At 61.4% G+C, this 12,349-nt stretch carries 13 protein-coding genes; 3 read left to right on the top strand and 10 right to left on the bottom strand.

Features of this window, described 5'->3' with window-relative positions; all coding sequences use genetic code 11:
• Window positions 1–586: LysR family transcriptional regulator (locus ACK41V_RS22175; RefSeq protein WP_409785638.1), on the bottom strand; the 586-nt coding region annotated here is incomplete at its 3' end.
• 125 nt (window positions 587–711) lie between these two features.
• Between ACK41V_RS22175 and ACK41V_RS22170 the strand changes: the two genes are divergently transcribed.
• Window positions 712–1,110 (top strand): RidA family protein, encoded by a 399-nt coding sequence (locus tag ACK41V_RS22170; protein ID WP_409785637.1) that lies wholly within the window; start codon window positions 712–714, stop codon window positions 1,108–1,110.
• Between the two features lie 5 nt (window positions 1,111–1,115).
• Here ACK41V_RS22170 and ACK41V_RS22165 read toward each other — a convergent pair whose 3' ends face one another.
• The 7 genes from ACK41V_RS22165 to ACK41V_RS22135 form a co-directional block, all read right to left on the bottom strand.
• On the bottom strand, window positions 1,116–1,832 hold the full coding sequence (locus ACK41V_RS22165; protein WP_409785635.1) for a hypothetical protein: 717 nt from the start codon (window positions 1,830–1,832) through the stop codon (window positions 1,116–1,118).
• A 29-nt stretch (window positions 1,833–1,861) separates the two neighbouring features.
• Complete coding sequence (locus ACK41V_RS22160; protein WP_409785633.1) at window positions 1,862–2,269, bottom strand: phage holin family protein; 408 nt, start codon at window positions 2,267–2,269, stop codon at window positions 1,862–1,864.
• Window positions 2,270–2,294: 25 nt separating this feature from the next.
• Window positions 2,295–3,182 carry a restriction endonuclease gene (locus ACK41V_RS22155; protein ID WP_409785632.1) on the bottom strand — a complete coding sequence of 296 codons (888 nt, stop codon included), beginning with the start codon at window positions 3,180–3,182 and terminating at the stop codon, window positions 2,295–2,297.
• Between the two features lie 55 nt (window positions 3,183–3,237).
• Window positions 3,238–3,954 (bottom strand): phospholipase D family protein, encoded by a 717-nt coding sequence (locus ACK41V_RS22150; protein ID WP_409785630.1) that lies wholly within the window; start codon window positions 3,952–3,954, stop codon window positions 3,238–3,240.
• Window positions 3,955–4,021: 67 nt separating this feature from the next.
• On the bottom strand, window positions 4,022–4,711 hold the full coding sequence (locus ACK41V_RS22145; protein WP_409785628.1) for a hypothetical protein: 690 nt from the start codon (window positions 4,709–4,711) through the stop codon (window positions 4,022–4,024).
• Window positions 4,708–5,736, bottom strand: a complete 1,029-nt coding sequence (locus ACK41V_RS22140; protein ID WP_409785626.1) for a hypothetical protein — start codon at window positions 5,734–5,736, stop codon at window positions 4,708–4,710. Before ACK41V_RS22140 ends, ACK41V_RS22145 begins: the two co-directional genes overlap by 4 nt.
• A gap of 44 nt (window positions 5,737–5,780) precedes the next feature.
• Window positions 5,781–7,622 carry a glutamine--tRNA ligase/YqeY domain fusion protein gene (locus tag ACK41V_RS22135; RefSeq protein ID WP_409785624.1) on the bottom strand — a complete coding sequence of 614 codons (1,842 nt, stop codon included), beginning with the start codon at window positions 7,620–7,622 and terminating at the stop codon, window positions 5,781–5,783.
• A gap of 145 nt (window positions 7,623–7,767) precedes the next feature.
• On the opposite strand from ACK41V_RS22135, the gene ACK41V_RS22130 reads away from it, so the two are divergent.
• Window positions 7,768–9,000 carry a DUF2157 domain-containing protein gene (locus tag ACK41V_RS22130; protein ID WP_409785622.1) on the top strand — a complete coding sequence of 411 codons (1,233 nt, stop codon included), beginning with the start codon at window positions 7,768–7,770 and terminating at the stop codon, window positions 8,998–9,000.
• A gap of 107 nt (window positions 9,001–9,107) precedes the next feature.
• On the opposite strand, the gene ACK41V_RS22125 is transcribed toward ACK41V_RS22130, so the two are convergent.
• Window positions 9,108–10,985 (bottom strand): choice-of-anchor I family protein, encoded by a 1,878-nt coding sequence (locus tag ACK41V_RS22125; RefSeq protein ID WP_409785620.1) that lies wholly within the window; start codon window positions 10,983–10,985, stop codon window positions 9,108–9,110.
• 92 nt (window positions 10,986–11,077) lie between these two features.
• Window positions 11,078–11,698, bottom strand: coding sequence for a DUF924 family protein (locus ACK41V_RS22120; protein WP_409785618.1), 621 nt, complete (start codon window positions 11,696–11,698; stop codon window positions 11,078–11,080).
• A 125-nt stretch (window positions 11,699–11,823) separates the two neighbouring features.
• On the opposite strand from ACK41V_RS22120, the gene ACK41V_RS22115 reads away from it, so the two are divergent.
• Window positions 11,824–12,294 (top strand): hypothetical protein, encoded by a 471-nt coding sequence (locus tag ACK41V_RS22115; RefSeq protein ID WP_409785617.1) that lies wholly within the window; start codon window positions 11,824–11,826, stop codon window positions 12,292–12,294.
• Window positions 12,295–12,349: the final 55 nt, after the last annotated feature.

The raw sequence follows: 12,349 nt of genomic DNA, 5'->3' as shown, positions 1-12,349 counted from the left end.
GCAGATAGCCCACCGTGCGGTGGTGTGGGTCTTCCAGCTCGCCCGGGTGCAGCGGTGTGCCGGCGCGCTGCAGGTAGCTGGGCGCTGCGTACACACCGATCGGCAGGTCGCCCACGTGGCGGGCGATCAACGACGGGTCGGTGATCTCGCCGCCGCGCAGCACGCAGTCCACGTTGTCGCCGATCAGGTCCACCATGCGGTCGCTCACGCCCATGTGCAGCTGGATCTCTGGGTAGCGCGCGTGAAACGCCGGCAGCGCCGGCATCAGGATCAGGCGGGCCAGCGGGCTGGGCACGTCCACCCGCAGGCGCCCGCGCGGCGAGGCCACGGCGCTGGAGAGGCTGGTGTCCGCGTCCTCCAGGTCGGCCAGCAGGCGCACCACGCGCTCGTAGTAAGCGGCGCCATCCGCCGTCACCTTCACCTGCCGCGTGGTGCGGTTCAGCAGCTTCACGCGCAGCCGCGCCTCCAGCTGCTGCACCAGTTGCGTCACGGTGGTCTTGCTCATGTGCAGCGTCTGCGCCGCCTTGGTGAAGCTGCCGGCTTCCACCACGCGGGCAAAGGCCTGCATTGCATCGAAACGGTCCATGTCGGCTCCTCAAGCCGGTTTGATTGTTTGGAAATGCCAAACAGTCATTGTGCGACTGGCCTGTTTATCCGCAGGCCATGAATGCCTAGAGTGAACCCACTCCCCACCCACCCAGAGGAAATTGCATGTCTGCACGTGATGTTGTGTTCCCGGCCGGGCGCCAAGCGCTCTATGAAAAAAACCGCTACTCGCCAGCGATCCGCTCCAACGGTTTCCTGTTCGTCTCGGGCCAGGTGGGCAGCCGCCCCGATGGGTCACCCGAACCCGACCTGCAAGCCCAGGTGAAGCTGGCGTTCGACAACCTCAACGCCATCCTCTCGGCCGCCGGCTGCACCTTCAAAGACGTGGTCGACGTGACCGTGTTCATCGTCGATCCCGAGCCCAAGTTTGAAACCATCTGGACAGAGCTCACCAAACACTGGGGCGACGCCCCGTACCCCACGCTCACCGGCGTGGGCGTGACCTGGCTCTACGGCTTTGATTTCGAGATCAAGGTGATTGCGAAACTGCCTGGAGGAGCCTGAAGCGCTCAGAGGTTCGCGGCAGCCAGGGCTGCGGCGACTTCGTTTTCGATGGCTGCCCTCAACACCCTCACCACTTCTGCGTGGGTGGCCTCATCCAGGTTGTCTTCCAGCTTGTAAGCCCAAGGCTTGCTCTCTGGACGAGAAACGCCCCTGCCGATACCCACCGAGGGGTACCAACCCAGAAAGATCTCCTTGCGAGCCGTGATGCCCGCCACCTGCAGCCCTGCCATGGCCCCGGCGGATCGAATGTCACCCAGGCCGGCTCGCAGCCCCATCGCCAGGCCAAAGACGCCTCTTTCCGCATCAAAGTTCTCGCCCACGACGATGACCGCGTCCACCCCGTTCGCCTTGGCCAGCTCGACGACCTCAACATCGATGCGCTCAATGTTTTGGGACATCACCATGCTGCGTCCGTTCAGCCTGCTGGCCATGGGCGCAACGTCGACCTCGATCTGCTTCACCTCGTATTTGCCCGACTGGCGCAGGAACTGCTCCGCGCTGGTGCGAGCGGCAACGTTGAACACGTTTCCTGCTGGCAGAGACTTGAACTCGTTGTTGAAAACCGTGATGCCGATCTTGCGGTACTTCACCTCTTGAGGCAGCAGGGAAACGATGCCGATCTTCTTGATGCTGCCGGCCTGTTCCGCCGTCAGTTTGGGTGCGGCGCATGCGCTCAGCACCAGTGCAACGAGAAAAATCGTGAAAACGCGAATGAATGGCATGGGTGAACTCGTCTTGGTTGAGAAATGGCTCAAAGCCACACCGACCCCGGCGTCGGGCTGGTCTCGATGGTGAAGTCGGGCGAGCCGCCCAGCACGAAGGCGCCGAGCACCAGGCTGAGCAGCGAGATGAACAGGCTGGCCCAGAACGCCGTCCAGAAACCGTCGACCTTGAAGCCGTCCACCAGCTTGGCCACCAGCAGCAGCATCAGCGCGTTGATCACCAGCAGAAACAGGCCAAAGCTCAGCAGCGTCAAGGGCAGCGTGAGCACCACCAGCAGCGGCCTCACCACCGCATTGGCCAGCCCCAGCAGCAGGGCCGAGACCACCAGCGCCGACGTGCTGCCGAACCGGATGCCCTTGAACAAATGGCTCGCCACCCACAGGGCGAGGGCGGTGATGGCCCAGTGGAGGAGGAAGGGGGTGAGGTTGGCGAGCATGTGGGGGGGGCTTGATGTGATGGGTTCAGTTTGCGGTCTTCATGGGGAGTGTGCACTTGCAGCGGGGATAGTTCATGCACCCCCAGAACCGTGAACCGTTCCCTCTGGCTTCGCGCTCCACCATCTTCACGCCGCAGTTGACGCAAGTGGGCTTCCAGTACTCGCCTTCGTACGCAACTTCCAGCAGGCGGGCCTGCTGCTCTGGTGAGCGCTGGGCAACCAGCCTGAGCAGATCGTTGCCGTTATGAGCGGTGATGCCGTTGGCCTTGGCGAAGGCCACCGCATCGGCTGTGTAGCGCGACGAGGTGGCGAAGGTGCCGCGCTTGATGCCATGCGACGCCATCACACCCAGGAACTCGCGCAGTTCCTTCACCGTGACCGGATGGCCTTGCCAGTGCTTGCACTGCACCACCGACACCGGGTCATTGGGGTTCTTCGAATACAGCCAGATGTCCACCCCGCCGTCCGCTCCGTGCAACTGCGACCGCGTTTCATAGCCTTCCTGCGCAAACAGGGTTTCGACGACCGCTTCGAAGCGCCGCCACTCGATGGCAGCGAAGACCCTGGAACTCCAACGAACCTCTGTGACCGGCCCCGCCTGCGCTTTGGCTCCGGTGAAAAGCGGATCACGCCGATCGTCGAAGGTGTTGCGTGTCGGGTCAGCGTTGGAGGACCAGCTAGCCAGTACCTGAAAGACGAAGTGCAGAACCAGCAAGCCCACACCGATGGTCAAAGGAAGCCAGAGAACGGAGCGCAGACCGTTCCCCACGGCGGCCAGGTCTGGTCGGCTTCGCATGAACTCGCTGGCCAACCAGAGCGCGCCCGTCAAAAGCAGGACACGAAAGATCCTTTCCGGGAACGTGTCGCTGGACTTCTGTCGATGTCCTTGGCGTCTATTGCCACGGTAGGCCATCTCTGTTTCCCGCTAGACCTGCCGTTGTCAGCTACCGAAAGCGCGTAGCCCGCGCTCAGACCGGATGAAAGTCCTGCGGCCAGAGGAAGTAAGGCCCGAACCGGGACTTGGCCACAAACTCCACACCCGCCTTTTCGCCTTTGGCGGTCAGCAGGTGTTTGTCGCCGTCCACTGCCAGAAAGCCTTGCTCGGCGGCTCGGTCCATGAACTGGGCCGTCTTCATGCCCAGCTTGGCCGCGATCTTGGAGGAAGCCAGCTTGTCGCCGACCGGTTCTGAATCGGCGCCTTTGCTGTTCTCGGCGGCATGCGCCTCGGGCTCGTGGGACACGCGCTCCAGCGTGATACGCACTTCTTCGCTGATGCGGATGATGCGTTGGGCTTCTTCGTAGGCGTCTTTGTAGAGCTGGCTGTCTTCTGCGCGCTGGATCAGGATGCCCATCTCGTTGTTGTTCACCTGGCTGAACTCGTAGAGGTTCAGGCTGGTGATGATGCACATCTCTTCGTTCATGTAGCACTTGGCGTGCAGGTTCTTGCAGAAGCTGGTGCGGATGTAGGTCAGGCCGCGCAGCCATTCGATTTCCTGCGGCTGCAACTCGCTCTTGCCGTAGACGATGCGCACGTCGATCTTCAGGCGGTTCTTGTCTGCCAGAAGCTCTTTCATACGGTCGTTGAGTTTCAGAAAAGGGCTGATCAGGATCAGGCGATCGGACGCGCCTTTGATCAACTCTTCCAAGTGGTAGTTGGTGCCGGTAGTGGATAGAAACTTTGCCATTTTTGTACGTTCCCTTGAATCCTCATGCTTGCGAATTTAGCAATTGAGTTCTAATTCCAAATATCTGTCAGTAAGACCTACGAATGGCATTTCCGATTTCAAAAGCTGCAGTCTTCATCTGTAGCCTTAAGTCAACTTTGCTATCAATTTTTCTATCGAATGCATATTGATTCTGTGTTGTTGTTCCAATTACGCGTGGGCCAACTCCGGGCAATGTCGTTTGGGACTGTACTGTGGCTAATAATGTAATGGCGTATTCTGATCGCAACACACTTCGATGTAGCACTTCACAGGGTAGGCTGTAGGTAGAGTCTTGAAGTTGAATTGATGAGTTTTCAATTTGAATTTTCGCTTTCTCACCGGTTGGTACCAGATGCGATTTTTGATTTGAATAATTGATTCTATATATGCCAACATCTCGACCTTCGTTGATCTCGTTGGTCAATCGATAAGTTTTATTCTGTATCGTTCCTGTCAGTACAACGCTTCTGAATGAAAAGGTATGGTCATGGATCTGCCAGTTAGGAACTTGGTGCCAGTGAAATTGCTTGCTCCAGATATGCATTCTTAGAGAATGTGTGCTATCAAGAGTCCACTTCACACAAAGAAAGCCGAGCGGGTGTTGTTGAATCTCGCAGAAGGGGCTTGTATCGACGATTGAGTTAAGTCGGTTCAAATCGATAAATTGCAATAAAAGGCTGCGGTCGCAGCTTCCATGTGCGATAACTTGATCAAAGAGCTTTTGAGCCGTTGTCATACTGAATATGACGAACTTGGCCTGCTAATTCTTGATGCAGTCTTATTGACCAATTCTGCATCGCTTGCAAGTGACGCTATGTGTGGAAACTGTTGCAGCATCAAGTGCACGGATTTCTGTATTTCCTCTTTTGAACGCGAGGGGTGTGCGAGGCCTATCAAACGGGTTTGTATTTGCTGGCCGTCTATATCGATTTTTACGCTTTGCATTCTTTGAGCGTCAGCTTCCTTATGGTACCAGCCATAAAAATGACCAGATGATGAAAATGCCACCGCTGATTGATCTGCAGATTCTTGAGTCAAAACAATTTCTGTATCGCTCATATCCGCACGAAACGGTGTAAATGTCTTTCTAAGATATACATTCAGACTAAAGCCAGACTGCATTGATGAATAGCACGCCAGATAGATTGCCGACAAAACCTTGGCTTGAACTTCTAATGTGGACTCAATCTTGATGTCGCTGGCTGGCGGTACCCATCTTGCTAAATTTAGATCGGCTGTCTTCGATGCGCTTTGAAGAATTCCTTGCTTGAAATTTGAGTAACTTTTGACTGCATCTTCGTATGTTGGATCAATAAGAATTAGAGTTGCAGTTCGGGGCTGGCCCGTGATTCTTATGGAATCTGAAAGTACGGGTAAAATCGATGCGGAGACAAAGGATGCTGTATTTCCTATAAATATGTAGTTCCGTGTTGTTTGTGCATTTTTAATCAATCGATCTGTGATGTTTGAAGAGTTGATTTCGAGTACACGATCGCGCGGGTCTATAATTTGAATTATCCATTTGAATGTTAATGCCAACAGTATTGCAGCGATAGAGCCTGCTATCAGGTTTTCAACAACTGATCTTGCAACTTCGGCATGTGCTTTCCAGGGGCTTTCGGGATTTAATACTTCGAAATCAACTAAAAACCGTATATTTAACCAATAGAGGAAGGCGCATACTATTAAGACTGCACCTATGGCTCCAACTATGTGCACGTTCTTTGTAGGTAGCTCGTCTGCAAGGAAATGATTTGTCACACGCCTCTCCTGTGTTTCACTTTTGATGCACGGGCATCGAGTATTTATTTACCCCAACTATCCTTCAACCCCGTAACCCGATTGAAAACCGGCTTTCCCGCCGCGTGATCCACCCGATCCGCCACAAAGTACCCAAAACGTTCGAACTGGAATTTCTGATCCGGTTTGGCCGCAGCCAATGACGGCTCCACATAAGCCGTCACCACCTTCAGGCTGTTCGGGTTCAGCGCTTCAATGAAGTCTTTGCCGCCGGCGTCGGGCTGGGGGTCGCTGAACAGGCGGTCGTACAGGCGTACTTCGGCGGGCACGCCGTCGGCCACGCTCACCCAGGTGATGGCGGCTTTGGCTTTCACGCTGTCGGCTCCGGAGGTGCCGCTCTTGGTGCCGGGGATCACCTTGGCGTGCACGGCAGTCACGGTGCCGCTCGCGTCTTTTTCGCAGCCGGTGCACTCGATCACGTAGCCGCCTTTGAGGCGCACCACGTTCCCGGGGAACAGGCGCTTGTAGCCCTTGGGGGGCACTTCTTCAAAGTCTTCGCGTTCGATCCACACCTCGTTGCCGATCTTGAACACGCGCTCGGGCGGTGGGGTCTGGCCCTCGGGCACGGCGTGGTGGGGCAGGGCGGGCTGGGTGCAGTCCTCAAGGTAGCCATCAGACCCAAAGGCCTCGGCCCAGTTGGTGAGCACCAGCTTGACGGGGTCGAGCACGGCCATGCCGCGGTGGGCCTTGTTTTCCAGGTCTTCGCGCAGGCAGCCTTCGAGCGTGCTGTAGTCGATCCAGCTGTCGCTCTTGGTCACGCCGATGCGCTCGGCAAACATCTGGATGCTCTCGGGCGTGTAGCCGCGCCGGCGCAGGCCGACGATGGTTGGCATGCGCGGGTCGTCCCAGCCGCTCACCTTGTGGTCGTACACCAGCTGCGCGAGCTTGCGTTTGCTGGTGATCACATAGGTGAGGTTGAGCCGGGCAAATTCGTACTGGTGCGGCGCGGGGTGCGCAAGCAGGCCGCCTTCGCACAAGCGGTCCATCAGCCAGTCGTAAAACGGGCGCTGGTCTTCAAACTCCAGCGTGCAGATGCTGTGGGTGATCTGCTCCAGTGCGTCCTCAATGGGGTGCGCAAAGGTGTACATGGGGTAGATGCACCAGGTGTCGCCCGTGTTGTGGTGCGTGGCGCGGCGAATGCGGTAGATGGCGGGGTCGCGCAAGTTGATGTTGGGCGAGGCCATGTCGATCTTGGCGCGCAGCACCATGCTGCCGTCTTCGTGCCGGCCGTCGCGCATTTCGCGAAACCGCGCCAGGTTCTCGGCGGGCGTGCGGCTGCGAAAAGGGCTGTCCACACCGGGCTTGCCGAAGTCGCCGCGCGCCAGGCGCATTTGTTCGGCGGTTTGTTCGTCCACATACGCGTGGCCGGCTTCAATGAGGTACTCGGCCGCGCGGTACATGAAGCCAAAGTAATCGCTCGCCTGAAACAGGTGGCTCTGGCCGTTGGCTTCCCAGTTGAAGCCCAGCCACTTCACCGCGTCGAGGATGCTGTTGACGTACTCCGTGTCTTCCTTCTCGGGGTTGGTGTCGTCAAGGCGCATGTGGCACACGCCGCCGTAGTCGCGCGCCAGGCCAAAGTTCAGGCAGATGCTCTTGGCGTGGCCCACGTGCAGGTAGCCGTTGGGCTCGGGCGGGAAGCGGGTGCGGATCTTGGCGGGGTCGGGCTGGCCGGCGGCGTGGTGCGCGGCGTCGCCCGGGGTGCCGGCCCAGCGGCGGCTGGCGTAGGTGCCTTTGTCCAGGTCGTTTTCGATGATCTGGCGCAGGAAGTTGCTGACCTTGTGTTCGCCCTCTGCGGGGGCGTTGGCGGGGGTGCTGGATGGCTTGCTGGGTGGGGTGTTGGAGCTCATCAAGGCATTCTAGGGGCGCGGTGCGTTTCCCCTCGGTGCGAGCGGTCTGTGGCGCGGGCTGAATGGTCGTACCGCACAGCTTCAACGCGGGGGCTTTCCGTTATGGTTGCTGCGAAGCGGAGGAACCCCCCGGGGCACACACAACATGACCAACGAACACCCTGAAACCATCCCCAATGAAGAGCCCACGCAGTGGGAGATCACGCAGGCCGAAGACGTGTTCTTGCCGTCGGTGCGCGTGCGCCTGGGCTGGGCCGACATTGAAGCCGCGGTGGAGCGCGGCGCCATCGTGCCGAGCGAGGCGCATGCCTTGTGGTCCTCCTGGGCTTCACCGGGCAGCGACCAGCGCGTGAGCGCTGACGAACTGGCGCCGCCAGGCGCGCAGCCGGTGCCCTCGGGCGTGCCCATGTCGCCCATGCCGCGCATGGCAGCGGGCCCGGCCTTCTCGTTCACCAACACGCTCTATTACTTCGGCGGCATGCTGGCCATCGGCGCCATGACGCTGTTCATGACGCTGGGCTGGGAGCTGTTCGGCGCCTGGGGCGTGTTCGCCTTGTCGATGGGCTACTTGGTGGGCGCGCTGCTGGTGGCGCGCAACCTCATGAAACAGCGGCTGCGCACGCCGGCCGGTGTGCTGGCCACGCTGGCTGTGTGCTTGGTACCGCTGGCGGTGTGGGCGCTGCAGAGCGGGCTGGGTTTCTGGCCCGACGGCGCGCACGACAGCTACCGGGACTACCACCGCTTCATCGACTGGCGCTGGCTCACGCTGGAGTTCGCCACGCTGGCGGCGGCGGTGGTCATGCTGTGGCGCTTCCGTTTGCCATTCATGGTGATGCCGGTGGCCGTGACGCTCTGGTACCTCAACATGGACGTGGCGCACATGCTCATGCAAAAAGACGGCTTCGACTGGGAGTTCACGCGCGACGTGTCGCTGGTGTTTGGCCTCGCCACCTGCGCCATCGCGGTGTGGGTCGACCTGCGCACACGCGCCGCCACCCACCCCCTGAACCGGCAAGACTTCGCCTTCTGGCTCTACCTCTTCGGCGCCATCATGTTCTGGGGTGGCATGAGCCTGCGCGACAGCGACTCCGAGGTGAACAAGTTCATCTACGCGCTGATCAACGTGGGCCTGGTGTTCCTGGGCGCGGCCATCGGCCGGCGCGTGTTCACGGTGCTGGGCGCCATCGGCGTGGCGGCCTACCTGGGCTACCTCTCACACCGCGTGTTTGAAGACAGCCTGCTGTTCCCGTTTGCGCTCACGCTGCTGGGGCTGGCCGTGGTGGCACTGGGCATCTGGTGGCAGCGGCGCGAGGCCGTCATCCATGCCAAGCTCGCGGGTTGGCTGCCAGCGGCGTTGAGGCCGCTGGCGTCCGGTTAACCAATTTCTTCCGTTCGCCCTTAGCCTGTCGAAGGGTTCACCAACATGTTGGCAAGGGCTTCGACAGGCTCAGCCCGAACGGGAGTGGGCTCCGCCCGAACGGGATATTAGTACCTCAGGTTCAACTGCAGCACCGCGGTGGTGCCGCTCACCTCGTTGCCCACCACCAGCAGCGGTTTGCCGTTGGGCGACTGGGCGGCGGGGATGAACACCAGGCCTTCGGGGCCGAGGTCGCCCACGGTGGCCAGGTTCGCCGCGCTTGGTTGGGTCGTCCACTCGTTGCGGGTGTTCAGGTAGTCCACACGGGTGGGGGAAGCCGGGTTGGTGATGTCGTACACCAGCACGCCGCCCACGCGCTCCAGGCCGACGAATGCAAAGGTTTTGTTGCCGATCTTGCCCAGCGTCAGGCCTTCGGGCTCGGGGCCTTTGGCGTCGCTGCGGCTGTCCAGCGCGTTTGCTTCGTTGTGGCCAGAGTTGAAGTACGTGGCACAGGGGATGTTGCGGGCCGAGCCGAGCTTGCAGTCGGCGCTGTTGAGAAACTGCTCGATGGCGGCACCCGAGTCCCACACCAGCGCGCCGTTGGCGTCGCGGATGCTGAACGAGCGTGCGCCGTAGCTGTAGAGCTTGTCGTACATGAGGCGGTCACCCGCCGGGTCTTGCACGCCTGCGGCCGTGTATCGCAGGGGTGCGCCCATGGCGTCGGTTTTGTAGCCTTGTACCCAGCTGATGTTGAGGCGGCCGAGTTCACCGTTGGCGATGCAGGTGCCCGGGTTGCCTGCGCTGGCGCCGCAGTAGCTGAACACCGCCGGGTCGAGCAGGGCGCCCGCCAGCGTTGGCGCACCCGCCACGCTGCGCAGCTGGGGTGGCACCACCTGCCAGCCGGCCGTGCGGGCCAGGGCGGAGACGCGCAGCTCTTCAATGAAACCGAGCGTTGGGTCCTGGTTGGTCAGGTAGGCCGGGTTGTTTTCGCCCCAGGCGCGCGCGTCGCCTTCGTTGGCCGTCACCAGGTAGGTTTGCCCGCCAGCGGTGTACGCGGCCATGCTGTCGGGCAGGTACATGCCCTGCACGCCTGCCCAGGTCTTGATGTTGATGGCGTTGTCGCGGTCGGACACGTCCAGCGCATTGGCGGCCAGGCTGTGGTCTTTGTAGCCGAGCGGCAGGATGTTGGTCACGGTGGCCGTGGCGATGTTCACCTTGGCCAGCGCGTTGTTCTCTTGCAGGGTCACCCAGGCGGTGGTGCCGTCGGCCGAGATGGCGATGTACTCGGGCTCCAGGTCTTGCGCCACGCTGGCGCCCGGGCCATAGACGCGAACGCCGGCCGTGCGCAGCGCAGCGGCTTGGGCATTGAAGGCGCTGAAGCCGGCAGTGCGCACCACGGGCGCCGCCAGGTTGCGCACGTCGATGATGCTGATGCTGCCTTCGGGGTCGGTCTGGTAGTTGTCGCTGGGCTCGCCTTCATTGGCCACCAGCACGCTGGTGCCATCGGGCGTGAAGGTGATCATGTCGGGCTGCGCGCCGATGGTCACCGAGCTGATGAGGCTGAGGTCGCTGGCGCGGTAAAGCGCCATGCGGCCCGGGTCGGTTTTCACGGGCGCCTGAATGGCGACGGCCACGATGCCGTTGAACACGGCCACGCTGTTGATCTCGGCACCGGGCAGCACGGCGGTGGCGTCGAGCGTGCCGATCTTCACCGGGTTGGCGGGGTTGGCGAGGTTGAGCACGTCCACTGCACCCAGCTGCGCGTTGACCACAAAGAGGCGCTTGCTGGCGGCATCAAACGCGGGGATCTCGGCCGCGCTCACCTCGTACTGGCCGGTGCTGTAGCCACCGATCTTCTCCAGCGTGAGGCCAGCTGGCGTGGCTTCCACCACGGGTGCGGTCGGGGTGGGGGAGTCACTGCCACCACCGCAGGCTGCGAGCGCGGCGGTCATGACGAGGGAGGTGGCGAACAGGCGCGCGCGCGGCTGCTGAGGCAGGAGTCTCATGGTGGTCTTGTGGTTGGGGTTGAAACCAACGGTTGTAGGTAACCGCCATGAAACGCCTGTGACGAAGATGTGACGTTGGTGTGACGCGCAGGCTACTGGCCGAAGCGCGGGCCGTCTTTCAGAAACGCGTCTTCCTCGGGTGTGGTGGTGCGGCCCAGCACGGCGTTGCGGTGCGGGAAGCGCCCGTATTGCGCCACGATGTCGCGGTGCAGCACCGCAAAGCGCAGGTTGCTGGCGAGCTTGTCGCGCAGGGTGTCGGGGCTGCTGTCCACCAGCTTCTGGAAGCGCGCCACACACTCGTCTTGCAGCGCCAGGTTTTCAGCGTGCATGAGCGGCATGTAGAGAAACACGCAGCCGGCCGGCGTGAGCGTGCTGTCCATGCCCTCGGCGAGGGCCAGCTGGCTCAGGCGCTGGGCACGGGCGTCGCCGTCAAAGGCGCGGCGCTGGCCCCGGTGCACGTTGCGCGAGAGCTGGTCGAGCAGCACGATGAGCGCCAGCCGCGCGCGGGGCTCGGCTTCCCAGTCGGCCAAGCCACCATTGAGCGCTTCGTCCACCAGCAGGCCAAAGCGCTGGCGGATGTCGCCGTCTTGCGTCGGGCTGCCGCCAAACCAGCGTTCGTTGCGGTCTTGCGAGGGCCAGTCGCGCTGCAGGCCGTCGCCGAACCAGAATTCGAGCACTTCCAGGGCGGCGGGGGGTGTGGTGGAGGGGTTCATGGGTTACGTCTGGCAACGACTTTGACGGGGCATGCGGTACGGCGGAGCGGAGAATTCCCTGTAATGCAGCCACAGGGTAACCAACAAACCCTGACAACAGTCCCACGTGAATTCAGGAGCCCACCATGAAAACCTCGTCACTCAGTGCCCATTGGGCCCGCACCTCGGCCTTGGCCCGAGGCCTCACGCTGGCCGCCTTGGCCGCCAGCGCCTGGGCCATGTCCACCGCCGCCACGCAAGCCCATGCGCGTGACAACAACATTTCCTGGTCCATCGGGATCGGCTCCCCCGGCGTGGCGGTGGGTGTGTCCAACTACCCGCCTGTGTACGGCAGCGCCTACCCCGTGTACGAAGAGCGCTACCCGGTCTACCAGGAGCGCCGCCCGATCTACCAGCGCCCCATCATCGTGCAGCCTCGCCCGGTGGTGGTGTACCCGCAGCCGGTCTATGTGCAGCCGCGTCCCTACTACCGCTCGGGTTGGGGCCACGGCCCCCGCTGGGATGACCGCCGCTACGGGCACGGCCACCGCGGCCATGGTCACCGGGGCGGGCGTGGTTGGGACGATGACGACGGCGGCCGACGCGGCCACCGCTGATCTCCCCCTTCGGTCGTTCAAGGCCGGGCCAGCGTGCCCGGCTTTTTGTTGGCGG

The organism is Acidovorax sp. (genome assembly GCF_046291265.1).
GTDB lineage: Bacteria > Pseudomonadota > Gammaproteobacteria > Burkholderiales > Burkholderiaceae_C > Acidovorax.
This window is presented reverse-complemented; position numbering and strand designations above follow the sequence as displayed.